Source organism: Ilumatobacter sp., from assembly GCF_046290335.1.
In the GTDB taxonomy this organism is placed as follows: Bacteria; Actinomycetota; Acidimicrobiia; order Acidimicrobiales; family Ilumatobacteraceae; genus Ilumatobacter_A.
The window spans coordinates 1214637-1237950 of record NZ_JBKAGH010000001.1 but is presented as its reverse complement, the minus strand read 5'-3'; the positions used below and the strand labels follow the sequence as shown (position 1 = coordinate 1237950).

The 23314-nt window shown below is 67.7% G+C and carries 23 protein-coding genes; 11 read left to right on the top strand and 12 right to left on the bottom strand.

From position 1 onward, the window contains the following. Positions 1–131: 131 nt before the first annotated feature. Complete coding sequence (locus ACE37B_RS05570) at positions 132–500, bottom strand: hypothetical protein (protein ID WP_409922287.1); 369 nt, start codon at positions 498–500, stop codon at positions 132–134. A gap of 67 nt (positions 501–567) precedes the next feature. Then, complete coding sequence (locus ACE37B_RS05565) at positions 568–1194, bottom strand: MBL fold metallo-hydrolase (protein ID WP_409922286.1); 627 nt, start codon at positions 1192–1194, stop codon at positions 568–570. A 57-nt stretch (positions 1195–1251) separates the two neighbouring features. Here ACE37B_RS05565 and ACE37B_RS05560 point away from each other — a divergent pair, with 57 nt between their 5' ends. Beyond that, positions 1252–2622, top strand: coding sequence for a hypothetical protein (locus tag ACE37B_RS05560; RefSeq protein ID WP_409922285.1), 1371 nt, complete (start codon positions 1252–1254; stop codon positions 2620–2622). A 157-nt stretch (positions 2623–2779) separates the two neighbouring features. On the opposite strand, the gene ACE37B_RS05555 is transcribed toward ACE37B_RS05560, so the two are convergent. Further along, complete coding sequence (locus tag ACE37B_RS05555) at positions 2780–4003, bottom strand: glycosyltransferase family 2 protein (RefSeq protein ID WP_409922284.1); 1224 nt, start codon at positions 4001–4003, stop codon at positions 2780–2782. A 21-nt stretch (positions 4004–4024) separates the two neighbouring features. On the opposite strand from ACE37B_RS05555, the gene ACE37B_RS05550 reads away from it, so the two are divergent. Continuing rightward, positions 4025–4648, top strand: a complete 624-nt coding sequence (locus ACE37B_RS05550) for a class I SAM-dependent methyltransferase (RefSeq protein WP_409922283.1) — start codon at positions 4025–4027, stop codon at positions 4646–4648. A 74-nt stretch (positions 4649–4722) separates the two neighbouring features. Here the strand turns inward: ACE37B_RS05550 and ACE37B_RS05545 are convergent, their stop codons facing one another. Beyond that, positions 4723–5142, bottom strand: a complete 420-nt coding sequence (locus ACE37B_RS05545) for a type II toxin-antitoxin system VapC family toxin (protein WP_409922282.1) — start codon at positions 5140–5142, stop codon at positions 4723–4725. Beyond that, positions 5139–5417 carry a type II toxin-antitoxin system Phd/YefM family antitoxin gene (locus tag ACE37B_RS05540; protein ID WP_409922281.1) on the bottom strand — a complete coding sequence of 93 codons (279 nt, stop codon included), beginning with the start codon at positions 5415–5417 and terminating at the stop codon, positions 5139–5141. The genes ACE37B_RS05545 and ACE37B_RS05540 overlap by 4 nt, the downstream gene beginning before the upstream one ends. Before the next feature lie 158 nt (positions 5418–5575). Here ACE37B_RS05540 and ACE37B_RS05535 point away from each other — a divergent pair, with 158 nt between their 5' ends. Further along, positions 5576–6691, top strand: coding sequence for an acyl-CoA dehydrogenase family protein (locus ACE37B_RS05535; protein WP_409922280.1), 1116 nt, complete (start codon positions 5576–5578; stop codon positions 6689–6691). A 360-nt stretch (positions 6692–7051) separates the two neighbouring features. Here ACE37B_RS05535 and ACE37B_RS05530 read toward each other — a convergent pair whose 3' ends face one another. Further along, the gene (locus ACE37B_RS05530) at positions 7052–8044 is read right to left on the bottom strand and encodes a methyltransferase domain-containing protein (protein WP_409922279.1); all 993 of its coding nucleotides are present in this window, start codon (positions 8042–8044) and stop codon (positions 7052–7054) included. A gap of 226 nt (positions 8045–8270) precedes the next feature. On the opposite strand from ACE37B_RS05530, the gene ACE37B_RS05525 reads away from it, so the two are divergent. Continuing rightward, positions 8271–8726, top strand: coding sequence for a hypothetical protein (locus ACE37B_RS05525; protein ID WP_409922278.1), 456 nt, complete (start codon positions 8271–8273; stop codon positions 8724–8726). 292 nt (positions 8727–9018) lie between these two features. On the opposite strand, the gene ACE37B_RS05520 is transcribed toward ACE37B_RS05525, so the two are convergent. Next, complete coding sequence (locus ACE37B_RS05520; protein WP_409922277.1) at positions 9019–10245, bottom strand: DUF222 domain-containing protein; 1227 nt, start codon at positions 10243–10245, stop codon at positions 9019–9021. A gap of 255 nt (positions 10246–10500) precedes the next feature. Here ACE37B_RS05520 and ACE37B_RS05515 point away from each other — a divergent pair, with 255 nt between their 5' ends. Next, positions 10501–11880: an AAA family ATPase gene (locus tag ACE37B_RS05515; protein ID WP_409922276.1), complete on the top strand. Its 1380-nt coding sequence runs from the start codon at positions 10501–10503 to the stop codon at positions 11878–11880. Between the two features lie 124 nt (positions 11881–12004). On the opposite strand, the gene ACE37B_RS05510 is transcribed toward ACE37B_RS05515, so the two are convergent. The 4 genes from ACE37B_RS05510 to ACE37B_RS05495 form a co-directional block, all read right to left on the bottom strand. Continuing rightward, on the bottom strand, positions 12005–12685 hold the full coding sequence (locus ACE37B_RS05510) for a TetR/AcrR family transcriptional regulator (protein ID WP_409922275.1): 681 nt from the start codon (positions 12683–12685) through the stop codon (positions 12005–12007). 104 nt (positions 12686–12789) lie between these two features. Continuing rightward, on the bottom strand, positions 12790–14850 hold the full coding sequence (locus ACE37B_RS05505) for an HYR domain-containing protein (protein WP_409922274.1): 2061 nt from the start codon (positions 14848–14850) through the stop codon (positions 12790–12792). Between the two features lie 85 nt (positions 14851–14935). Then, a complete protein-coding gene (locus ACE37B_RS05500; protein WP_409922273.1) occupies positions 14936–15358 on the bottom strand; it encodes a rhodanese-like domain-containing protein in 423 nt (140 codons plus the stop codon). A gap of 138 nt (positions 15359–15496) precedes the next feature. Continuing rightward, positions 15497–16348: a class I SAM-dependent methyltransferase gene (locus ACE37B_RS05495; protein ID WP_409922272.1), complete on the bottom strand. Its 852-nt coding sequence runs from the start codon at positions 16346–16348 to the stop codon at positions 15497–15499. 155 nt (positions 16349–16503) lie between these two features. On the opposite strand from ACE37B_RS05495, the gene ACE37B_RS05490 reads away from it, so the two are divergent. The 6 genes from ACE37B_RS05490 to rfbB all read left to right on the top strand — a co-directional run bounded on the left by ACE37B_RS05490 (position 16504) and on the right by rfbB (position 22167). After that, positions 16504–17331: a maleylpyruvate isomerase family mycothiol-dependent enzyme gene (locus tag ACE37B_RS05490; protein ID WP_409922271.1), complete on the top strand. Its 828-nt coding sequence runs from the start codon at positions 16504–16506 to the stop codon at positions 17329–17331. A gap of 458 nt (positions 17332–17789) precedes the next feature. Further along, entirely contained in the window at positions 17790–18014 is a 225-nt protein-coding gene (locus ACE37B_RS05485) for a hypothetical protein (RefSeq protein WP_409922270.1), read from the top strand. An 86-nt stretch (positions 18015–18100) separates the two neighbouring features. Further along, the gene (locus ACE37B_RS05480; RefSeq protein WP_409922269.1) at positions 18101–18877 is read left to right on the top strand and encodes an alpha/beta hydrolase family protein; all 777 of its coding nucleotides are present in this window, start codon (positions 18101–18103) and stop codon (positions 18875–18877) included. A 271-nt stretch (positions 18878–19148) separates the two neighbouring features. Then, positions 19149–20153, top strand: a complete 1005-nt coding sequence (locus ACE37B_RS05475) for a 3'(2'),5'-bisphosphate nucleotidase (protein ID WP_409922268.1) — start codon at positions 19149–19151, stop codon at positions 20151–20153. 110 nt (positions 20154–20263) lie between these two features. Next, on the top strand, positions 20264–21139 hold the full coding sequence (gene rfbA, locus ACE37B_RS05470; protein ID WP_409922267.1) for a glucose-1-phosphate thymidylyltransferase RfbA: 876 nt from the start codon (positions 20264–20266) through the stop codon (positions 21137–21139). Beyond that, positions 21136–22167, top strand: a complete 1032-nt coding sequence (gene rfbB / locus ACE37B_RS05465; protein WP_409922266.1) for a dTDP-glucose 4,6-dehydratase — start codon at positions 21136–21138, stop codon at positions 22165–22167. Before rfbA ends, rfbB begins: the two co-directional genes overlap by 4 nt. A gap of 75 nt (positions 22168–22242) precedes the next feature. Here the strand turns inward: rfbB and galE are convergent, their stop codons facing one another. Continuing rightward, positions 22243–23238, bottom strand: coding sequence for a UDP-glucose 4-epimerase GalE (gene galE, locus ACE37B_RS05460; protein ID WP_409922265.1), 996 nt, complete (start codon positions 23236–23238; stop codon positions 22243–22245). Between the last annotated feature and the right edge of the window lie 76 nt (positions 23239–23314).

The following is a 23314-nucleotide window of genomic DNA, read 5'->3' as shown; positions in this document are numbered from 1 at the left end:
GACGCGCCGTAGGCGGAGCGTGAACGACGCCGTGGCGGAGCGTCACGGTGTGGGGCAGAGACGTGTGCCGGGGGCCGTGACGCCGTGTCGCTGACCTACTCGGCGAATCGTGCGGCGGTTCATACGCCTGCTCACTCGGCGTCGCGGAGGTCTTCCTTCCAGGCGCGGAATCGATCGTGGGTGATGCCGCTCGGCCCGATTCCTTCAGCGCGGCCGTCGGGGAAGAGTCGCAGCGTGTACTCGGCGCCCGTGGTGTCGTGAGCCACCCAGTAGCGAGCGTCGCCGCCCTTGGCTGGTCCTGCCCGCCAGAGGATCCACGGACCGATGCGTCGCTTGTACTCGGCGACGGGACGGTCGGGGAGGTCGTCACCGAGCGCCAGCAGACTGTCGGGCGCCTCGACCCAGGCGGTCGCCGGGATGTTCCGATCTCGGATGGGTGTCGGCGGCAGGTCGGCGGTGTGTACCGGCGTGTCGTCGGCCGGCCGTTCGTCGTATCTCATCGCGGCCCGGGCGCAGGTTTCAACACCTGGGGTCTGACCCCAGGTGTTGGGCGGGGTGGAACGAGGTTCACCAGCCGCGTTCGATCCACTCGTCGAGGTGGGGACGTTCGGAGCCGATCGTCGAATCGAGGCCGTGGCCGGGGAGGATGATCGTGTCGGCCGGGAACGTGAACAGCTTCGAGGTGATCGAGTCGATGATCGTGTCGAAGTCGCCGATCTCGGACTTCGTGTTGCCCGGTCCGCCGGGAAACAAGGTGTCACCGGTGAACAGCAGCGGGGTCCCGACGAGTTCGAACGAGATCGATCCGGGCGTGTGGCCGGGATTGTGGATCGCGTTCATCCGGAGCTTGCCGAACTCGATGACTTCCGCGTCGTCGAGGAACACGTCGTAGCCGACCGCGTCGAGCATCGGGGCGTCGAGCTTGGTGACGGCGACCTCGTAGCCTGCCTCTCGCATCGCCGGGACGGCCTGGATGTGATCCCAGTGTCCGTGTGTTTCGAGGACCCTGGTGACGCCGAGCGCCTGGCACAGTTCGAGCAACATCTCGTGTTCGTTCGCTGCGTCGATCAACACGGCCTCACCGGTTCGTTTGCACCGCACGACGAAGACGTTGTTCTCGTAGGGCCCCACCACCACCTTGTGGACCTCGGCGTCGGCGTTCGACCAGTGCAGGGTGTTGGTGGGAGCTGCCATGCGTCCCAGTCTGGCAGCTGTCGCTCGTGCTGCGACCCCGCTTCCTACACTGTCGGCGTGGGCCGCATCCGATCCGTCGTCGACCGGCCCGGAGCATCTGGCGTCGTGCTGGCCGCGTGCGCCGTGCTGATCCTCGCCCCGCTCGTCGGATTGCTGCTCGTGTCGATCGCCAACCTCGTGCCCGATCGGTTGATCCTCGACGAACTCGCCGCTGCCGTGGCCCGTCAGGAACTGATCCCCAGCAACTTCGGCGGGGCGACGTCGGGTCGTCCGATGGACTACTTCACCGACTGCATCGGTCTGACGATCGGGCTCGGGGACGAGATCGGCACGTCGCGGTGGTCGGCCCCGTTGCGCAGTCCGACGCTCGGCGCATGCAGTCGCGCTGTCCCGGCAATCCAGGGGTACGTCGACGGTAACGGTCTCGAGCGCTCGAACGAGTACTTCCGGTACTGGCACGGCTATGCGGCCGTGACCCGCCCGCTCGTCGCTACCGTCGGTGTCGCGGCGACGCGGATGGTCTTCTTCTGGGCGATGATCGCGGCGCTCGCCGGCTTCGGACGTCGACTCGCTCGTCACCACAGCTCGATGGTCGCGGTGGGGCTCCTGGTGCCATTCGTGCTCACGACGGACCTGCTCGAATTGCCGCGCAGCCTGCCACACGCCGCCGGTGCACTGACGTCGATCCTCACCGCGTGGCTGGCCCATCGGGTCGTGACGACTCGTGCCGATCTGACGAGTGTCGTCGCGGTGTCGGTGTTCGCTGGTTCGGCGTACGTGTACTTCGACATCTTGACCTTGCCGCCTGGGACGTGGGCGTTGCTCGTGTTCTCCGTTCTGCTCGCTGCGTCGCTGGGCCGAACCGGGCGTGATCTCGCCGTCGTGGGCGCGCTCTCGACTGCTGGGTGGATCATCGGGTGGGCATGGATGTGGAGTTCGAAGTGGGCGTTCGCGTCGCTGGTGTACGGCATCGACGACGTGCGTTCGAACATCGGTGACGCCGTCGAGATCCGCTTGAACGAAGAGCGCTCCTACATCGACCTCGGGTTCTTCCGGTCGACACGACTCGCTGTGTCGACCTGGTTCGACCACCCCCTCACTCCGTTGGTGGTGACCGTCATCGCGGTCGCCGTGATCGCCGTGATGGTGAGGCGATCGCCCGCCGAGCGTCGGGCCCGGCTCGGTGACCGACTGGTGTTGCTCGCCCCGACCGTCATCCCGTTCGTGTGGTTCGAGATCCTTCGCAATCACACGCAGGTGCACGCCGGCTTCACGTACCGCTCGGTCGGCGTGGTTGCAGGCATCGTCGCCGCAGCGCTGCTCGTCCGACTCGCCCCGGTGGTCGCAGCGTCGAGCGAGCCGGATGCGCCCGGCGGGTCGACCGCGGCTCCGCTCGAGGCGACCATGCCGGAGCGAGCGCCACGCTGACCCGACGCACAGGTCCCGGTCGTGTCCGGGCCGAGGCTGGAAGAATCAGGTGATTGCCGGTCGGTGGCGGTCGTCTCCGAGAGCCGGCCAGCGTCAGCGGCCTTGGTGACGGCGAACCTGCTCCCGGGGCGTGGGTGCCGTGAACGTGGCTGCTGGCTCAGCGGCGTTCGAGGCGCAGTACGCCGATGACGAAACTGGTCAGGACGAGTTCGGCGCCGATGGCGACGGCGGTCACCGACGGGATGACGATCCGCATGGTCTCGGACGCGTCGAGTTCGGCGAATGACTCGGCTCCCCAGCGTGCGACCGCGAAGACCGATCCGCCGAGGCCGGCGGCGGTCAGGAGCAGCCCCGCGACGAGCACGCGTTCGAGCGGCATCCGTTCCAACCACCGCTGGTCGCGTTCGTTCTCGGGGAGGAGCCCGGCGCGCGCGGCGTAGACGCGCACGAAGACGGCCAGGAACACGGCTTGCACGCCGAGCACGAGCGCGAGGTGCGCATAGAGGAGCGCGTGGATGTCGAACTCGACGGATCCGACCTGCAGCGGTCCGGGGAGCAGCAGCGCCATCCCGACGACACCCAGAGCGATCGCGAGCAGGCCGGGAATCAGGAGCAGCCAGCGAGGCGAGAAGAGGAGGAGGAAGCGGAGGTGGCGCCACCCGTCTCGCCAGGTGCGCAAGTGCGGTGGACGACTCCGGCCATCGGGCCGCAGTGTGGTGGGGACCTCGCGGATGTCGAGATCGCGTAGTGACGCCATCACGACCATCTCGCTCGCGAACTCCATGCCGGTCGTCTTCAGGTCGAGGTCGAGGATCGCCGCCCGTCGAAACCCACGCATACCGCAGTGGAAGTCGCCGATCCGCGTCGAGAAGAGCCGTCGGCCGACGAACGAGAGCACGGGGTTGCCGAGGTAGCGATGCAGCCACGGCATCGCGCCGGGTTCGATTCCGCCGTCGAACCGATTGCCCATCACGAGGTCGGCCCCGGTACGGAGTTCGTCGACGAAGGGGGCGAGGTCGTCGAGCGCGTAGCTGTCGTCGGCATCTGCCATCACGACGAAGGTGCCGCGAGCGGCGGCGATGCCAGCGGCGAGCGCGGCGCCGTACCCGCGGATCGGCACATCGACCACGGTCGCTCCGCAACGGCGTGCGATGTCCTGTGATCCGTCGGTGCTCCCGTTGTCGGCGACGACCAACTCGAAGGCGATCCCGTTGGCCGCTGCTGACGCTGCTGCTTTGGTGAGACAGGTCTCGAGCGTTTCGGCCTCGTTCAAGCAGGGGAGCACCACGGACAGTTCGATCGCGTCTGCGGCCGCGTCGCAGCCGGATGTCGGGTGGTCCTCCTCGGGCGGGGAGGGCGGGCGGGTAGGTTCAGCGGTCATGGATCGAGTGCGAGTCTCCGAGTGAGTATTGCCGCCACCGTTCACGAGCGGGTGCACCGGTCACTGGTGTTCGACCGTCGTCGAGCTCGGCTGGCTGCTGCGCTGCTCGAAGCGCTCCCGCGCGAGTCGACGATTCTCGACATCGGATGCGGCAACGGGGAGATCGGCTCCGATCTCGCCGCGGCCGGCCATCAGGTCATGGGGGTGGAGACCCTGGAGCGAGCGTCGTGCGCGATTCCGATGAGCCTGTACGACGGCGACCACCTGCCCTTTGCCGACGATTCCTTCGATTGGGTCACGATCGTCGATGTGTTGCACCACGCCGCCGATCCGGTTCGGGTCGTGTCGGAGGCGGCTCGCGTGTCGCGTGGTGGCATCGTCGTGAAGGACCACTGCAACGAGTCGGTTCGTCAACGCGTCACGCTGTCGTTCATGGACTGGGTGGGGAACCGGCAGTTCGGGGTCGGGCGTGACGGCCGGTACCTGTCGCGCGCCGAGTGGCGGGAGGTGTGGGCGGCGACCGGTCTGGTGGAGACTGCTGGCACCGAGGAACTCGATCTGTATCCCCGCGTCGTGAAGCCGCTGTTCGAGAACGGCTTGCATTTCGTCGCCCGCCTCGAACCCGCGGGCCCATCCGCTCCCTGACCTGTCGCTGGTATGCCGCTGGCATGTCGGTGAGTTCGCGCCGAGGTGCCGCCCGCCGATGCGGCGTTGGGTGGTCATTCGGTGGTGACGACGTCGAAGCCGAGGCCGAGCGCGACCGACATGTGGGCGGGGTCGAAGGTGACGAAGCGGATGGGGGCGGGCAGACGCTCCGCGGCGGCGAAGTGGATGGCATCGCTCAGACGCACCGGTTGTGAACGGGCGAGCGCCGCGGCGCGGTCGAGGCAGCGCTGATCGACGGGAACGACGTGGAGGTGATCCCAGGCCTGGCGGACTGCGTCCTCGAGGTCGAGCCGAAGAATCGGTTCGTCGATGAGGCGATCGATCGCAGGCAGGGCCTCGGTGAGCGCCATTGCCGAGGCTGCCCAGACGTGTCCCTCGGTGAGGCTGTTGGCCAGGGCATCGAGAACGACTCGACGTTCGCGAGCGTCGACGGCGAGCGCGAGGAGTGCGGAGGTGTCGAGGACGATGGTCATCCGCGCAGTTCCCGCAGGACCTGGTCGATTCGGACTCCGGCCCACACGGGCACGGCGTCGGGTGGCCGCCAGGTGCTCGACCGTCGAGGGGGAATGACGCCGCCGGAACCGATCAATCGGTCGAGGTCGGGCGCGTCGGCGTCGAGCGGGCCGAGTTGCGCGATCGGTCGTCCTGACGACGTGATGACAGTGCGTTCGCCGGCGCCGGCACGCCGTACCGCATCGGCGAGTTCCGCTCGGAGTTCGCGCACCCCCGCGCTGCGGACCTCGCTCACCGGGCGCTCCCACGAACGTCGGTGGCGACCGCTGCAGTGTCGGTGACGGGTCGGAGCAGCGCACGTCTCGATGACGGTCTCGACGGCGGCGAAGATGAGTACACATGAGTACACAATCAGATTTGCGCGGCGTGCGCAACCTCGCCATGATTTGCTCCATGAACTTTGCCTTCACCGAAGAACAAGAAGAGCTCCGCTCCACGATCCGTGCCTTCCTCGAGAACAAGTCGTCCGAGGAAGCCGTCCGCGAGCAGATGGAGACCGAGAACGGCTACGACGCCGACGTCTGGACGCAGATGGCCGAGCAGATGGGTCTGCAGGGCCTCGCGATCCCCGAGGAATTCGGTGGATCGGGCTTCGGCTTCGTCGAGCTCGGCATCGTGCTCGAGGAGATGGGCCGTGCGCTGCTGTGCGCCCCGTTCTTCTCGACGGTCGTCATGGCCGCCAACACGCTGATCCACTCCGGTGACGACGCCGCCAAGCAGGCGTACCTGCCCGGCATCGCCAGCGGTGAGACCATCGCCACGGTCGCCTACGTCGAGCCCTCGGGCAAGTGGGACGAGTCGGGCATCACGATGGAGGCCAGCGGTTCGGGCTCCGACGTGACGCTCAGCGGCACCAAGTCGTTCGTGCTCGACGGCCACACCGCCAACCTGATCCTCGTGCTCGCCAAGTCGGGTGCCGGCACCAGCCTGTACGCCGTCGACGGCGACGCGTCGGGGCTCACCCGCACGGCGCTGTCGACGATGGACCAGACCCGCAAGCAGGCCAAGCTCGACTTCGACAACACGCCGGCCAAGCTCATCGGCGAAGACGGCAAGGGCTGGGAGATCTTCTCCGGCGTCCTCGACCTCATCGCCGTCGGCCTCGCCGCCGAGCAGGTCGGCGGCGCCCAGATGGTGCTCGAGCAGGCGGTCGAGTACGCCAAGGTTCGTGTGCAGTTCGGTCGCCCGATCGGCTCGTTCCAGGCGATCAAGCACAAGTGCGCCGACATGCTCCTCGAGGTCGAGTCGGCCAAGTCGGCTGCCTACTACGGCATGTGGTGCGCGTCGGAGATGAACGACGAGCTCCCGTCGACGGCGTCGCTCGCCAAGGCCTACTGCTCGGAGGCGTACTTCCACGCTGCGGCCGAAAACATCCAGATCCACGGCGGCATCGGCTTCACGTGGGAGCACCCGGCGCACCTGTACTTCAAGCGTGCCAAGAGCTCCGAGCTCCTCTTCGGTGATCCGACGTACCACCGCGAGCAACTCGCTCAGCGCATCGGCATCTGAACCTGCTCGGTTCGCTTCGGCGAGCTGACACGGTGACGTCGTAGCTCCACGGCGACGAGGCGAATCGCCCCGCCACCGCTGGCCTCGAGCGACACTCCCCGACGCCGGGTGCGTCCGTCCTCACCGACGGAGGCACCCGGCGTCGTCGCGTCCACGGGGAGGTGTTGCGATCGTGGCGTCGGTCGGTCGCTCAGGCCAGCGTCGGTCGGCCTTCCGGGTCGCCATCCGGGTCGCCGCCCGGGCAGCGACCGAGCGGATCCGTCGGGGTTCGTCCTGGGCTGTCCGTCCCGCTCTGTCCGCGGCGCTCTGTCCGTGGCGCTCTGTCCGTGGCGGCAGGGGAGCAGGCGCGGGCGGGCGGTGTCAGGCGCGGCCGCGGAGCTTCTTGTAGAGCGCCCGCCCGCGGTCGCCGGCGGCGTCGGCGATCTTGGCGCGGGCGGCGCCGTAGCTCTTCATGAGCGTCGAGTCGGTGGCGGCTGTTGCCGCTCGCTGGGCCTCGTCGAGTGCGGCTCGCAGCGCGTCGTTGTCGGCACTCAGCTGGGCGGTGCGGGACTCGAGCGAGGCGAGCTGCTCGGCGCGGGCGGCCTCGGCGAACTCGGCTTCGCCGATCTCGGCTTCGCCGATCTCGGTCGCGACGCGTCGATCGCGTCGCAGTGTGAGTCGGTCGGTGAGCGCCCCGGCTCGTACCGACGCGAGCGGACTGGCGGGCCCGACGCCGGATTGCGGCTGGAACTGCCACTCGTCGGCGATCAGCGCCGCCGAGATCGCCTGGTCGGACAACATGAGGCGTTGGATGCCGGCTCGTCGGTCGAACCGGGCCCGCTCGTCGTCGGACCACACGGGCTTGCGCAGCACGAGGATGGCGTCGCCCCAGTCGCCGTTGCCCCAGTCGGCGAAAACATCGACGACCTCGCACTGCGCGTAGCGAGCGAGCGCGGCGAATCCGTCGGGGTAGAAGCGCCAGCAGTCGACGGGGAAGCGGTGTTCGTATCCGCTCGACGGAGCGATGATCGCGGTGATTCCGCCGGGCTTGAGCACCCTGACCACTTCGAAGATCGTGACCCAGAAGTGCTCGATGTGTTCGAACGCTTGGCCTGAGACGAACAGATCGATCGATTCGCTGGGCAGCTCCGACCAGCGGTACGGGTCGGCGAGGACGACGTCGACGTTGCGACCTTCGACGATGTCGATCCCTCGATAGTTCCACGGTGCTACGGCGAGATGTGTGCGGTACGACGCCTGTTCGGCCCCGATCATCTGCGCGCCGAAGTCGACGATCTCGAGTGGGGTGGTACGGGCGTCGGCGAGGTGCACGTCGACGAACTCGCCCATCATCTCGTGGGAGCTGGCATGCATCGGCTGCGATGGTATCGGCGACGACGATCGCTGGACCGACTGCGGTGTCGGCGCATGGAGAGTTCAGCCGATGACGGCCGGGTGCAGCCGGGTGCAGCCGGGACGCCGATCCGTCGCAGGCTGGCACGCGCCGCCGAGTCCGGGGGTGGCGGGGTGCGTCGTAAGGGGCGTGGGTTGACGAGTGAGGGGGAGTGCGAGCGCTTCGTAGACTGCGACGGTGGATGTGGTGACGATCGTCTTCGCTGTGGTGGCGGCCATCGCCGTGTTCGTGATCGCTGCGGTCACCGTCGGTCGAGAAGCGCATCGCCTCGACGCCGTGGCGCCGCGTGCGGTGTATGCGCTCGACGAAGCGGTCGACTTCGTGTGTGACCGCTTGCCGGTCGAGAGTCAGGCACGACTCACCCCCGAAGAGGTCGAGCAGTTGCTCGTGTTCCACATGCAGTGGCTGCACAGCCAAGGCCTGCAGCCGGACAAGGTCGTCGATCGTCGACAGGACATCGACGACACCGTGGTGGTCACCGAGGATTCGCTGACTGCCTACTTGCTCGGCGAAGCCGACCGCAACGACGTCGACCTGCTCGACGACATCGACGCCGTCAACGTGGTCGAAGCGCACCTCGCTTATTTCGAGGCGATCGGTGCGGTCGGCCCGCAAGCCCCTCTCGACGACGTCATCGAGTAGCGCCCGATGCCAATGCGCGCCCGCGTTGGCTGAGGTGTTGCTGGTGCTCGGCGGACGAATCGCCGATACGGGTTCGGTACGTTGGCCGCTTCGTGTGGACGGGGCGATATCAGGCCGAGTGAGATAGGCGATGCCGGTCGACGTGGCCGGACACGCTCGCCGCGTCGCCCTCGGCTGGTCGTGCGTCGGGCGATGCTGGATCGTGTTGCCCAGATCGTGTTGCCCAGATCGGTCGGCCGGTCCGAGTCGCGGACCGGGGCGAGCGCCGGCGGGAGAGGGCGTCGAGGGTTCATCATGCTGCGCTCGTTCGTGGGAGTCGATCGGGGAGCGAGGTGGAGTGCCATCGGCCGCCTGGCAGTGTGACGGTGAGTCGCCGGTCGGGAAACTCGAGTCGGAGTTGCCATCGTCCTTCATGGACTCGGTGATGGTGGAAACTGCACAGCGGCAGCAGATTGTCGAGGTCGGTCGGACCATGGTGCTCCCACTCGTGGATGTGGTGAACGTGGCAGCGATCGAAGTGTGCGTCGCAGCCGTCGATCGCGCAGGTTCGGTAGATCGACCGCAGTGCGGTGCGCTGTGCCGGCGTGGCGAGCCGCTGGGCCCGACCCACGTCGAGCACCTCCCCGGCCTCACCCAGCACGACCGGAATGATCTTGGCCTCGCAGGCGTGGCGTCGGGCCGTTTCGGCGGGAATCGGCGACCCGTCGGAGTACTCGGACACGCTGTGTTCGTGGAGGCCGGCGACGAGCGTCTCGTAGTCGATCAGCACGGCGACCTCGGCCGGCCCCATCCCGGTGCCGATCGCCTCGCCGGCGACGATTCGAACGAGCGCTTGAACGAGCAACTGATCGCGCCGCAACCCACGGCATTCCTCGCTGTGCTCGCCGTTGCCGTTCGCGAGCGCGGCGGCTTCGTGATCCAGCGCTCGTCGGAGCCGGTTCCCGTCCTCGGGGGTGAGTCGGGCGAACAGCGTGTGCATCCCGGTGTCGTCGTCGATCTTCATCGACAGCGTCGCGTCGTGCCGCTGCTTGCTGGCGCGGTCGAGCCCATCGTCGTCGGTGATGTCGTCGACGATGCGAGTGAGTCGTCGTCGGAACACATCCGGTGTGGCGGAAGCAGCGAGCTCGGTGATCTCGCGGTCGCGGGCGAACAATTCGGCGCGCTGCGCGTCGTCGAGGCGGCTGGCCGCACTGGCGAGCGCGTCGGCGTGCTCGGCGCCGACCCTGCCCTTTCCGAGCGCGTCGTCGAGCTGGGGCGTCTCGCCCAGGGCGTCGGCTCGCCGCTCGGCTCGTTCGGTGGCACGCCGCGAGGCGGTGCCGCAGCGCCCGAGTGCGTCCGCGGCCGGTGCCGAGTCGCCGGCAGCGTGGAGCTCGCTGATCCGGCGGGCGAGCGCAGCTTCGAGCTGGTCGGTCTTGCCGCGAATGACCGCGATGTCGCGCAGCGCAGCCGTTGACGCACCCGCCGAGAGCGCGGAGATGTCGATGCTTTCCAACCACTGGAGTCGCTTGCTTACTGACATACGGCAAGAGTATCGAACAAGTGTTCGATCGTCAACACCGAATCGGCGAGTTTCCGAGATCGATCGTGCCGACCACACGGGCCGATGGCAATTCCGTTGCACGACGTCGATGGTCGCGTCGTCGTCGATGTCCGACACGACCGAACATGCCGGTGGTGAGCCATCGTCGGTTCGCAGCGACAGTGTGGGTCTGACCCACTCTGTCGCTCGGCGTCGTCGTCGGGCTCGCCGCTGAGGCTGACCTATGGTTGGTCGGTGACCGAGTTGTCGAGAGACGAGGCGGAGGCGTTCGTGCAGGCGGTCGTGCAACTCGCCTCGATGGCCGACCGAGCGTTGCCGCAGCGCTCGTCGCCGTTGACTCGACGTCTGTCGGAACACCTGGGCGGTGTGGGGGACGACGTGTCGAGCACGTCGATGTCAGTGCCGGTGGTGGAGCGCGTCAACGTCCAGCTCGCGCTCGATGCGTTCGCGGCGTCCACAGATCGCTTCGACGTGATCGGTCTGCAGAGCGACATCGGCAACTACGGCGGCGTCTCGCTCACCGGAATGGTCACGGGGTCGTGGCACGGGCCGGGGGAAGCTGCGCGCCAGTACGTCGCGGTCGACATCGGCGTCGGCGAGTCGATCGACTGTTTGAAGTCGGGGCTCGTCCTGACCGGCATCGACGGCGAACCAGTGGTCGCACTGATGTATGCGTCGGAGAACTATCGCCAGGAACTGATCGTCGAGGTCGTCGGCGCGACCCAGGCCGCAGCCGATGGGTTCCTCGCCCGCCTGCGCGAGCTCATGCACGAGCACAACGCCTTTCGCGGCAAGGTGGTGGCGTTCTCGTTCGGGATGCACGGCGAGTTCGGACTCACCTTCGTCAAGCTGCCCGCCGTCGGACGCGACGACGTGGTGCTGGGTCCCGGTGAGCTCGAAGCGATCGAGGCCCACTCGATCGGCATCACCGAGCACGCCGACGGGCTCCGAGCTGCCGGCCAGCACGTCAAGCGCGGCCTCCTGCTGTACGGCCCTCCCGGCACCGGCAAGACCCACACGATCTCGTACCTCGTCGGGGCGATGCGCGATCGCACCACCATCATCTTGGCGGGTGGGGCCGTCGGTGCGGTCGGTCAGGCGGGCACGATCGCCCGGTCGCTGCAGCCCGCCACCATCGTGATCGAAGACGTCGACCTCATCGCGATGGATCGTCAGCTTCCCGGCGGTGACCACAACGCGCTGCTGTTCCAGTTGCTGAACGAGATGGACGGCCTCGCCGAGGATGCCGACGTGCTCTTCGTGCTCACCACGAACCGGGTCGAGATGCTCGAGCCGGCGCTGGCCGCTCGCCCCGGCCGTATCGATCAGGCGATCGAGATCTCGCTCCCCGACGCTCGTGCTCGTCGTCGCCTCGTCGAGCTCTACACCCGCCGCCCGCTCGACCCGCACAACGCGTCCGACGACGACCTCGTCGAGCGGCTCGACGGGGTGGCGCCGGCGTTCATCAAGGAACTCGCTCGGCGAGCTCAGCTGGTCGAACTGCGAGGCGAGGAGTCGTCGTCGACGAGCAGTCTCGTCGTCGCGCTCGACGCAATGCTCGAGCACGCCACACCCGTCCTGCGCCGATCGCTCGCCGGGCCGGCCGACGACTGAGTGCCACCGACAGGCCACCGACCGATCCGGCTCGAGGGATCCGGCTCGAGGGATCCGGCTCGACGGATCGACGCGAGCGACAGAGTGGGTCTGACCCACTCTGTCGCTTGGTCGGCGATGCGGGTCAGGGTGCGGTGACGAGCGCTCGGATGGCGTCGGTCCAGAGGCGGGCGACGGCGCGATCGGAGTTGCCGAGTTGGCGCGTGAGCACGTCGTGGCCCTCGAAGCTGAGGAGGGCCACGATCGTGTCGACGACACGTCGTCGCTGCGCGGCGGTCATCTCGCGCAGCTCGGGCGCGAGTTGCGTCGTCACGATGTCGCGCAGCGAGGCGATCACGTTGTCGAGGCCGACAGCGATCTCGGGCACGTGGTGGAGGCGTTGGCGCGCGAGCCGCCCGAACGGCTGCACCTTCGCCACCACCCGGATTCTCGAAGTGACCAGCTGCTTGATCCGGTGGTCGAGGTCGCCTTTGCCGGCGTCGTCGATCGCTGCGAGCGGTTGGGCCTCGAGCATCGCCACCCGGATCGCCTCCAGCGACAGGTCGCCCAGGTCGTCGAAGTAGCGGAAGATCGATCGCTCCGACACGCCCGATCGCTCAATCATCTGGGCCAGCGTGGGTGACGCGACACCCTCTTCGACCAGTGCGATGAGCGCATCGACCACTCGCTGACGGTTTCGGAGGCGTAGGGCGATGCGGCCGTCGGTGGCGTCGCGCTCGGTACCGCTCGGGTTGGGCGCCGGCGCCGGCGGGAACGACGCGGACGGCGGTGTGCTCTTCGTCGGACGACGTGACGGTGTGGTCACGATTGCGGGCTTCCCACGCACGTCACGCTACTGCGGACCGTGTCGCCTCGGCCTCGACGGACATCACGGCCTCGACGGCCATCACGGTCTCGACGGACTCGCCATCACCGGCGCTCCGCGCTGCCTGTTCGACGTGTCGCCCCGGTCGTCAACAGGCCGGCGAGCAGGAGGAGGAGCCCCAGCACCGTGAGCGTGCGGAGACCGTCGCTGCCGGTCGCGGGGAGTTGGACGTTCGGGCTCGGTGTCGGCGTGGACGTCACCGTGACGGTGGTCGGTGCAGCGGTCGCGGGCGGCGCCGTGGTGGGCGCAGCGGTGGTGGGCGCGGCGGTGGTGGGCGCGGCGGTGGTGGGCGCGGCGGTGGTGGGCGCGGCGGTCGTCGGGGTCGTGGCCGCCGACACCGTCAGCGTGAACTGTGCGGTCGTCTGGTTGTCGGCGCCGTCGGTGGCGGTGCAACTCACATCGTGGTCACCGGGAGGCAAGACCACGCCCGACGCCGGCGTGCACACCACGTTCGGGGTCCCGGCGTTGTCGGTTGCGATCGGGCTGAAGGTGATCGGGCCCGAGGCCGCGCCGGGGTCGAGCGCGAACGTCGTGACCGTCGGTGGTGATACCACGGGCGGTTCGACATCGTCGACGCGCACCGTGAAGGAGCCAGCTGCCGTGTTCCCCAGCAGGTCGGAGGCCGTGCAGTCGACGGTGGTCACACCGAGCGGGAACGTCGAACCCGACGCCGGCACGCACTCGACCGGAACCGAGCTGGTGTGTCCCGGGCCGTTGCCTTCCGCATCGGTCGCGGTGGCGGCGAATGACACGACGGCGGTGGCGGCGCCCGGGTCGTTCGGCGCGACGACCGGTGTGGTGGGCAACGTCAGCGACGGCGCGCCGGAGTCGAGATCGGTGGTCTGGAACGTGTCGGAGTTCGCTGCGGCGCCGTTGCCCAACTGGCCGGCGGTTCCGGTGCCGACACATTGCACCGTGTCGCCGCTGCGCTGGATGCACAGCGTTCCGAACTGCATGTCGATGGCGATGATGTCGGCCCCTGGCGGGATCGGAATCGACACCGGATCCGGGGTGTCGGGGTCGGAGTAGCTGGCGCTGTAGAACTCGACGTCACGACCGGAACAGATGACCGTCCCGTCGTCGAGCAGGATGCAGACGTTGTCGCCCTGAGCGACGAGGTCGATGGCGGTGCGCCCTGGGGGGAGTTGGTGGACGACCGGTGTCGTGGAGATCGACGCGCTCGGCGCTCCATCGCCGAAGGTGCCGTAGACCTCCGTGCCCCAACACACGACGGAGGCGTCGTCGAGGAGTGCGCAGCTGGTGTGGTACTCGGCGGACACCGAGGTGGCGGTGCGGCCGGCGGGCAACGACACCAGCGTGGCGATCGTCTCGGAATCGGAGGGGCCGAGCCCGATGGTTCCGTTGCCGCGCTGGCCGTGATCGTTCGTGCCCCAGCAGGCGACGGAGCCGTCGTCGAGCGTCGCGCACGCGCTCCACACGCCGAGGTCGAGCGACGTCGCGGTGCGCCCGGCAGGAAGCGTGATGAGGACGGGGGTCGGCGATGTCCATCGCACGAGAGGGCCTGGCGTTTGCGAGAGGATGGAGCCCCAGCAGGCGATCGACCCGTCGTCGAGGAGTGCGCACGTCATGACCTGTCCGGAATCGACAGCGACGGCGGTACGGCCCGCGGGCAGCGCGACCGACACCGGAACCAGTGACTGGTTGAAGGGTCCCGGTGTGAACGTGTCGGTGGTGCCGAGCTCGCCGAAGCCGTTGCCGCCCCAACAGATCATCGATCCGTCGTCGAGGATGGCGCAGTTGTGGTTGCTGCCGGGTGCCGCGGCGGTGAACGAGCGTCCGCTGGGAGGCTCGACCACAGCCGGTGACGACAGGACCGTGTCGGGCCGAGCATCGATCTGGTTGGAGAGGTTGCTGCCCCAGCAGCTCAGGACGCCAGTGTCGGCGACGACGCACATGGTGTTCGTGCCTGCGGCCAGTGTCGGGCGTGGATCGGACACCGCGGTGGCGGCGACGGGCGATGAGCCAGTCGTGGCACCGAGCAGGCTGCCTGAGATGACGGCGAGGAGGGCGGCGATCGCGGCGACGGCCCGACCTCGTCCGGTGCGCGCTCGTCGGTGTGGCTGGCGGTGTTGGTTCCTCCCCATGTCGCCAGCATGGAACATGCAGGTGGGGCTGTCAAGTGTTGCTGCGGGTGGAACTGTCAGGTGTTCCGGCAGGTCGTCTTGCGCGTCAGGCGTCGGCGGACTTGCGGGCGGTGTTCCACTCGTCGTAGGGCTGGATCGGCATCCCGTCGACGTTCCAACCGGTGAAGCCCGTCTCGATGTGGCTCACTCGCTCGAGCCCCATGTCCTTCAACGTCTTCGCAGTGAGCGCCGAACGCCATCCCGAAGCGCAGCTGAAGATGAACTCCCGGTCCTCAGCGAAGATCGCCTGGTGATACGGCGAGTCCGGGGCGACCCAGAACTCGAGCATGCCACGAGGTGCGTGGTGCGCCCCTGCCGGTACGCCGGTGCGCTGCAGCTCGCGGACATCGCGGATGTCGACGAGCAGCGCCCCCTCCTCGTCGACCCGTCGCTTGGCTTCCGCGGGGGAGATGTTGTCGAGCTTCTCCTTCGCCGCTGCCACCATGTCCTGCACGCTCTTGATCGCCATGGCCGAGAGACTAGGTCGCGTTGCGCGCGGGTGGACGGGTTGGCCGATCCGTGCCGCCGACCGGCGTCGCTGGCCGGTGGCGCTGGCCGGTGGCGCGGACCAACGTGCTGGACCGGCGTGCTGGGCCGGCGTCGCGGATCAGCGACCCGGGAGGTGTCGGGCGACCTGGCGTCGCAGCGTGCGCAACGCCGCGCTCGGGTGACGGACCGCTCGCTTGGCCTTGGCGGCCGGGGTGCTCATGGCGGCGATGCGTGCCTGGTGGTCGGCGGGGATCGCTTGGTCGACCGGTTGCCCGTTGACGGTGTCGAAGCTGGGTCGGCCAGCCATCGACGTGGTGAGCGGCCGATGCTCGCCTCGCTCGAATACGACCACGCTGTCGTAGACGTGCATGCCGGTGACGGTGCTCGTCCAGTGGCTCGCTCGGAAGTGATCCTCCCGCGAGTTGAACGCGTTGAGGTCGTCGACCATCGGCTTGATCCGCTCCATGAACGTGTGCGGAAGCCCGTATCCGCCGCCGTAGTTGGTCGGCCAGTAGTTGGTGCAGAGGTCTTCGACGAGCAGCACGCCGTTGGGTGAGAGATGTTCCCAGAAGAACTCGAGGGCGAGGATCTGATGCGCCGGCATGTGGCTGCCGTCGTCGATGACGACGTCGAACGGGCCGCACTCGACCGCGACGCGTTCGAGGAACTGCGGGTCGCCCTGATCGCCGACGTAGATCTTGCGCCGACGACCGGCGAGTGACGCCGAGCGCGGTTCGATGTCGAGGCCGATCGTCTCGGTGCCGCGTCCGAAGTACTGGTGCCAGAGTTCGAGCGAACCACCTTGCGCGACGCCGATCTCCAGCACGCGCGGCTTGGTGCCGCGGAATCGGGACAGATGGCGCTCGTAGATCGGGAAGTAGTGGTCGACCTTGTGGACGAGGCGACCTTCGTGGCGGTCGAAGAGTTCGCGCAGCGGCGGTCGACGAAACTCGAGATGGGGCCGGCGCATGAGCGCCGAATCTACCCGCCCACCATTCCGAAGCTCACGAAAGGTCATCGTGCCAGGCACCATGACCTGCCCCGATTGCCCCATAAGAGGTCATCGTGCCTGGCACGATGACCTCTCGTGACCTGTGGGGGGTTCGGGTCTGGCAGCATGCGGGGATGGCATCGAGCATTCCGAAGGACCGAACCGTTGCCGCCCTCCGTGAGGTGTGGGCGAGTACGTCGCAGCTGTTGGCCGATCTCGACGACGGCGACTGGGACCAACCGAGCCCGCTGCCGGGCTGGGACGTGCGTGACAACGTGTCGCACATGGTCGGCACCGAGGCGATGCTGCTCGGCATCTCGAACCCCGACGTGCAGATCGATCGCGACGGCCTCGACCACGTCCGCAACGACATCGGTGAGTTCAACGAGGTCTGGGTCGAGCACCTGCGTGGAGCGACCACGACCCACGTCCGCGAACTGTTCGACGACTACACGACCCGGCGTCTCGTCGCGCTCGATGCGATGAGCCTCGACGACTGGAACGCGGAATCGTTCACGCCGGCCGGCAAGGCCACGTTCGGACGGTTCATGCAGATCCGGGTGTTCGACTGCTGGCTGCACGAGCAAGACATCCGTGATGCGCTCGGTCGCCCGGGTCACGAGACCGGGCTCGCCGTGGAGGTCACGCTCGACGAGATGACGACGGCGATGGGTTTCGTCGTCGGCAAGCGGGCGGGCGTGGAATCGGGGCGATCGGTCACGTTCGCTCTCACCGACGGGGGAACGGTGGTGCGCTCGATCCACGTCGCGGTGGGCGAGCGAGCCCAGGTCGTCGACGCCCTCGACGGCGACGCCACGACGACGCTCACGATGCCGGTCGGCGTGATGACCCGATTGTGTGCCGGTCGCTCCACGCTCGACGCGCTGCGTGACCGCATCGAGGTCGACGGCGACGCCGAGGTCGCCGAGCGGGTGCTCGCCAATGCGAGCTACACGATCTGACGGCGTCGCCTGCGAGCTGCCGAACCGTGCGCCTGCCCCGTTGTGTTACGGGCGTGGAAAAATCCTGAAACCGACGTGACGGGGGACGTCGGTGTGTGCTGAGATGTCACCACCAGAGAGAGGAGGTGGTCCAGACAATGCCAGAGAATTTACGAGGGACCCTGGAGGTGGTTGGCCGCTAGGTCAACAGGCTGGACCGGCCTGGCGAATTCCCGCCAACCCCCGCTGATCTCATCGCCGCACGTGGTCCCAGCGGTGTTCGAGCCCGTCGACTCCCGTCGATGACTCGTTCGTGGTGAGCTCAGTCCCATTCAGTCCGATCGATGCCAGGCCTCACCCGGGGCCTGGCATCGTCGCGTCCGGGGCCGAACGGGCCGTCGTCGACGGTGTGGTCGATGCGGCTCGGCCGGGCACGGCCTGTCGGATCGGGTGCCTCGGCGGCTAGTTTGCTCATCGTGATGGATCACCACCCGAAGTTCGAGGGATTCCGCTTCATCGGCGACAAGCGCACGCAGCTCGTCTACGACCTGGAGTCGTGGGACGACGACGACGTGATCAACGAGATCGCCGCCGAGGGCGTTGGCCTGGGGTTCGGCCCCGACACGCTCGACGAGGCACGCAACCGCGGCTACACGCTCGCCACGCCCGGCACGACGCGTCGCCATCGCAAGCCACGAGCCTGAGCCATGCTGGCCGAGCCGTCCCGATGTCGACCGTGGCGCTCGCTCGAGTGCCGTCGAGGATGAGGTAGTCACACGCGATGCCGGGGATGGACCAGACGTTCGTGTCGAACGGCCTGAAGCTGTCGTGCCATTTCGGCCGACCTCCCGGCGACGTGCAGGCTGGCCCTGGCGTCATCCTCTGCCATGGATTTCCGCTGGCGTCGCTCGACGCCGAGCGGTCGGGAGGTACGTTCCCGCAGCTGATGGATCGCATGGCGAGCACGTTGGCCTGCGTGACCATGACCTTCAATTTTCGTGGCTGTGGCCAGAGCGAGGGCGACTTCTCGCTGCAGGGGTGGGTCGACGACCTCCGCAACGCGATCTCGCACCTGATCTCGGACAGCGGTTGTGACGGGGTCGTGCTGGTGGGGGCGAACACGGGTGGATCGATCGCGGTGTGCGTCGCTGCCGACGACCCGCGGGTGACTGCGGTGGGGCTGTTGAGCCCGCGTGCCGATTTCGACGACTGGGCAGACCATCCTCGCCGTTTCCTCGAACATGCCCGGGAGGTCGGGGCGATCCACGATCCGCGGTTCCCACCGTCGGTCGACGAGTGGACCCGCGAGTTCCGCCGGTTCCGTCCGGTCGCCGCCGCCCGCCGGTTCGCGCCTCGACCGATGCTGGTGATGCACGGCGACGAGGACGACAGCGTCCCGGTCACCGACGCCCGCCAGCTCGCGAACGCGCACGGCTCGGCTGAGCTGAGCCTGTTGCACGGTGCCGGCCACCGGCTGCGTCACGATCCGCGAGCCGTGGCGATCCTGCTCGGCTGGCTCGACCGCATGCGCTCGATGCAGACCCACCCGAGCGCCGAGTTCCGCTGACGCCCCGCACCGCGAAAAGGTCATGGCAAGGTCATGGCAAGGTCATGGTGCCAGGCACGATGACCTTTCCGGGTGGGCGGTCGGTCGATCGGCGGGCTGCGGATCGGTCGCGGCGCTGCCTGTGTCGGCGAAGCCTCCGGTGTTGCTCTTCGCGATCGTCGGTCCACGACTCCGCCGGGTCGCTGCGATCTGCGCGCCGGCCATGCTGGTCGGCCGAATGGATCGCCCCCGTGGTTGCGTGTTCGTCTGCGCCCGTCCACACTCGTGAGCGATGAGTGAACTCGATGACGTGGTCGGTGTGGCGGTTGCTGCGGTACAGGCGGCATCGGCGGTGACGTCGGCTGCGCAGGGGCGTCTGGCGTCGGGTTCGACGTTGACCAAGGGCGATGACAGCCCGGTCACGGTGGCCGACTTCGCGGCGCAGGCGATCGTGTGCCGTGTGCTGGCCGACGCGTTCGGGTCGGTGGCGGTAGTCGGCGAGGAGACGCCCGACGACCTGGCCGATCGTCCGGAGCTGTTGGCGGGTGTGACGTCGCTGGTGCGGGGCGCGTCGGTTCCGGGGGCCGAGACGCTGAGCGACGCGGATGTGCTCGCTGCGATCGCGCTGGGCGGTGCAGATGCATCGGCCGGAGGCCGGTACTGGACGCTCGATCCGATCGACGGCACCAAGGGCTTCTTGCGTGGCGATCAGTATGCGATCGCGCTGGCGTTGGTCGACGACGGTGAGGTCGTGCTCGGCGTGTTGGGGTGCCCGAACCTGGTGAATCCGGACGGGTCGCGTGGTGCGGTCTTGGTGGGTGTTGATGGCGCAGCCACGATCTCCACGGGTCGCCAGCGTGAAGGCGGGGCGGCGTGGGGGCCGCCGGTGCCGATCCGGGTCGATTCGCCCGAGATGCTCGCGCAGGCCCGGCTGTGCGAGTCGGTGGAGTCAGGCCACTCCGATCAGGGCCAGTCGGCGGAGATCGCTCGCCGGCTCGGGATCGTGTCGGAGCCGTATCGGATCGACAGTCAGTGCAAGTACGCCGCGGTCGGGCGTGGCGATGCGTCGATCTACCTGCGGTTGCCAACACGTGCCGACTACGTCGAGAAGATCTGGGATCATGCGGCAGGCAAGTTCATCGTCGAGTGCGCCGGCGGTGTCGTGACCGACGTCGCTGGATCACCGCTCGACTTCGGCCAGGGGGCGCGACTCGAAGCGAACCGTGGCGTGGTCGCGACCAGCGGCCGATTCCACGACGACGTGCTCGCAGCGGTCAGCGCGGTGATCGACGCCTGAACCCCGGCCAGCACCAGGCCGGAAAGGTCATGGTGCCTGGCACGATGACCTGTGTTCCTTGATGGTGGGGTGAGCCCCGGATCGTCGTCGGCGACGTATCCTCTGGCGCCATGAGGGGCATCATTCTCGCCGGTGGGACCGGCTCGCGTCTGCACCCGGTCACGCTGGGAACGTCGAAGCAGTTGTTGCCGGTCTACGACAAGCCGATGATCTATTACCCGTTGTCGGTGCACATGCTCGCTGGCATTCGTGAGGTGTTGGTGATCACGACGCCGGACGATCGGGCGGCGTTCGAGCGGCTGTTGGGCGATGGGTCGCAGTGGGGGATGCGTCTCGAGTACGCAACCCAGCCGTCGCCCGATGGCCTCGCGCAGGCGTTTCTGATCGGTGCGGAGTTCTTGGACGGGCAGGGTGCGTCGCTGGTGCTCGGTGACAACTTGTTCTATGGGTCTGGTTTGTCAGCGCTCGTGTCGAATGCGGCGGCGCGCTCGACGGGTGCGACGGTGTTCGGATATCACGTGAAGGACCCGCAGCGGTATGGGATCGTCGATCTCGATACCGAGGGGCGCCCGACGAAGATCGAGGAGAAGCCTGATCGGCCGACGAGCAACTGGGCCGTGACCGGCCTGTACTTCTTCGACGGTCGGGTCGTCGAGGCAGCCGAGGCCGTCAAGCCGTCAGCGAGAGGCGAACTCGAGATCACCTCGGTGATCGACTACTACCTCGAGCGCGGCGAGTTGCATGTCGAGCAGCTCAACCGGGGTTTCGCGTGGCTCGACACGGGCACGTTCGACTCGATGGTCGAAGCGTCGGAGTTCGTCCGGGTCATTCAGCATCGCCAGAACCATCAGATCGCGTGTCTGGAGGAGATCGCCTGGCTGAACGGCTGGATCGACGACGCCGCTCTGCGCGACGCGGGGCATGCGATGGAGAAGAACACCTACGGTCAGTATCTGTTGAGGCTCTTGGACGGAGGCCGCCGATGAAGGTGCTCGTCACCGGCGGCAAAGGATTCATCGGCTCTGCCGTGGTTCGCCACCTGATCCAACACACCGAGCACGAGGTCGTGATCGTCGACGCGATGACCTACGCAGCGACCGAAGGGTCGACGCAATCGGTGGCTGAGAGCCCGAGGTTGCGTTTCGAGCGCGGGGACATCTGCGATGCAGGTCGCATGTCCGAGATCTTCGCGGCGCATGCGCCCGACGTGGTGATGCATCTGGCTGCCGAGAGTCACGTCGATCGTTCGATCGACGGGCCCGCAGCCTTCATCCACACCAACGTGATCGGGACGTTCACGATGCTGGAGGCAGCCCGTGCCGCCGGTGTCGAGCGGTTCCATCACATCTCCACCGATGAGGTGTTCGGGTCGCTCGGTGTCGACGACCCGGCCTTCCACGAGGCGACGCCCTACGACCCTCGCTCGCCGTACTCGGCGTCGAAGGCGGGCTCCGACCACCTGGTTCGGGCGTGGGGTGAGACGTACGACCTGCCGGTGTTGATCACCAACTGCTCCAACAACTACGGGCCGTTCCATTTCCCCGAGAAACTGATCCCGTTGGTCACCATTCGTGCCCTTCATGGCGAACCGCTCCCCGTGTATGGCACCGGCGACAACATTCGTGACTGGTTGCACGTCGAAGACCACGCCGCAGCCTTGGTCACGGTTGTCGAGAGCGGCATCGCGGGCGAGACGTACAACATCGGTGGCAAAGCCGAACGCACGAATCTCGAGGTCGTCGAAACCCTGTGCGACCTGGTCGACGAACTCGCCGGGCCGCTCGACTCCGGCGAACAGCGCCGCTCTTTGATCACCTTCGTCGCCGACCGGCCCGGCCACGATCATCGCTACGCGATCGACCAGACCAAGATCCAACGCGAGCTGGGCTGGGAGCCCCAGCACACCTTCGACACCGGGCTCCGCAACACCGTCCAGTGGTACCTCGACAACGAATGGTGGTGGGAACCCCTCCGTCAACGCCAAGCCACCGAACGAGTCGGGCTCAACAAGTAGACGCCCACGGCATCGGTCGGCTCGTCCAGCCCGGAAAGGTCATGGTGCCTGGCACGATGACCTTTGGTGGGTGGTTCAGCGGCCGAGTTCGACTTGGGACTTGTGCCAGGCGTAGGCGGTGTCGACGATCTCGGTGAGGCCGTATTGGGCGCTCCAGCCGAGGGTGCGTTGCGCGTAGGACGGTTCGGCGAAGGTGGCGACGGGGTCGCCTGCTCGGCGTGGTGCGATGTCGTAGGGGACTGGTTCGCCGGCGGCTGCGGCGGTGGCTTCGAGGACGTCGTAGACCGAGGAGCCGATGCCGGTGCCGACGTTGACCGCCGTCGTCGCGCCGCCTGCTGCGAGGTAGTCGAGTGACTTGACGTGAGCGTCGGCGAGGTCGGCGACGTGGATGTAGTCACGGATGCAGGTGCCGTCGGGGGTGTCGTAGTCGTCGCCGAACACGCTGAGGCGGCGGTCTTTGAGCAGGACGGCTTTCATCGCGAGGGGGATGAGATTCTGCGAGTGGGTCCAGTCTTCGCCGATGCGTCCGTCGAAGCTGGCGCCTGCGGCGTTGAAGTAGCGCAGGCTGACGGAGCGCAGGTCGCTGGTCTGGCCGTACCAGTACAGGATCCGTTCGACCATTGCTTTGGACTCGGCGTAGACGCTTTCGGGTTGGATCGGTGCGTCTTCGGTGACGGGGTTGACGGCGGGGGTGCCGTTGACGGAGCATGACGAGGAGAACACGATGTCGTTGACGCCGGATGCGAGGCATGCTTCGACGAGGTCGACGGTGCCGGCGACGTTGTTGCGCCAGTAGCGGGCGGGTTGTTCCATGGATTCGCCGACGGCTTTGTAGGCGGCGAAGTGGACGAGTTGGGTGACGCCGTGCTCGTTGCAGGTGGCGGTGACGAGGTCTTGGTCGCGGATGTCGCCGACGACGAGTGGTGCGTCGATCACGGCTTCGCGTCGCCCGAACTCGAGCGAGTCGAGCACCACCACGTCTCGCCCGGCCTCGCGAAGCGAACGCACCGTGTGCGACCCGATGTACCCGGCCCCACCGGTCACGAGCACGGTTCCGTCAAGCGAATTCATGGTGGCCACGTCGGCGACGATACCCGGTCCGCCGATTCAAGCGGAGACGGTTCACTTGTCCGTCCGAAGACGCCGG

Excerpts from the sequence above, each read along its gene's own strand:
- rfbA (WP_409922267.1), top strand. The coding sequence starts at position 20,264 with ATGAGGGGCATCATTCTCGCCGGTGGGACCGGCTCGCGTCTGCACCCG.
- ACE37B_RS05565 (WP_409922286.1), bottom strand. The coding sequence starts at position 1,194 with ATGGCAGCTCCCACCAACACCCTGCACTGGTCGAACGCCGACGCCGAG.
- ACE37B_RS05495 (WP_409922272.1), bottom strand. The coding sequence starts at position 16,348 with ATGCGCCGGCCCCATCTCGAGTTTCGTCGACCGCCGCTGCGCGAACTC.
- ACE37B_RS05480 (WP_409922269.1), top strand. The coding sequence starts at position 18,101 with ATGGACCAGACGTTCGTGTCGAACGGCCTGAAGCTGTCGTGCCATTTC.
- ACE37B_RS05505 (WP_409922274.1), bottom strand. The coding sequence starts at position 14,850 with ATGGGGAGGAACCAACACCGCCAGCCACACCGACGAGCGCGCACCGGA.
- ACE37B_RS05535 (WP_409922280.1), top strand. The coding sequence starts at position 5,576 with ATGAACTTTGCCTTCACCGAAGAACAAGAAGAGCTCCGCTCCACGATC.
- ACE37B_RS05555 (WP_409922284.1), bottom strand. The coding sequence starts at position 4,003 with ATGACCGCTGAACCTACCCGCCCGCCCTCCCCGCCCGAGGAGGACCAC.
- ACE37B_RS05570 (WP_409922287.1), bottom strand. The coding sequence starts at position 500 with ATGAGATACGACGAACGGCCGGCCGACGACACGCCGGTACACACCGCC.
- ACE37B_RS05500 (WP_409922273.1), bottom strand. The coding sequence starts at position 15,358 with ATGGCGATCAAGAGCGTGCAGGACATGGTGGCAGCGGCGAAGGAGAAG.
- galE (WP_409922265.1), bottom strand. The coding sequence starts at position 23,238 with ATGAATTCGCTTGACGGAACCGTGCTCGTGACCGGTGGGGCCGGGTAC.
- rfbB (WP_409922266.1), top strand. The coding sequence starts at position 21,136 with ATGAAGGTGCTCGTCACCGGCGGCAAAGGATTCATCGGCTCTGCCGTG.
- ACE37B_RS05475 (WP_409922268.1), top strand. The coding sequence starts at position 19,149 with ATGAGTGAACTCGATGACGTGGTCGGTGTGGCGGTTGCTGCGGTACAG.
- ACE37B_RS05520 (WP_409922277.1), bottom strand. The coding sequence starts at position 10,245 with ATGTCAGTAAGCAAGCGACTCCAGTGGTTGGAAAGCATCGACATCTCC.
- ACE37B_RS05485 (WP_409922270.1), top strand. The coding sequence starts at position 17,790 with ATGGATCACCACCCGAAGTTCGAGGGATTCCGCTTCATCGGCGACAAG.
- ACE37B_RS05545 (WP_409922282.1), bottom strand. The coding sequence starts at position 5,142 with ATGACCATCGTCCTCGACACCTCCGCACTCCTCGCGCTCGCCGTCGAC.
- ACE37B_RS05490 (WP_409922271.1), top strand. The coding sequence starts at position 16,504 with ATGGCATCGAGCATTCCGAAGGACCGAACCGTTGCCGCCCTCCGTGAG.
- ACE37B_RS05530 (WP_409922279.1), bottom strand. The coding sequence starts at position 8,044 with ATGCATGCCAGCTCCCACGAGATGATGGGCGAGTTCGTCGACGTGCAC.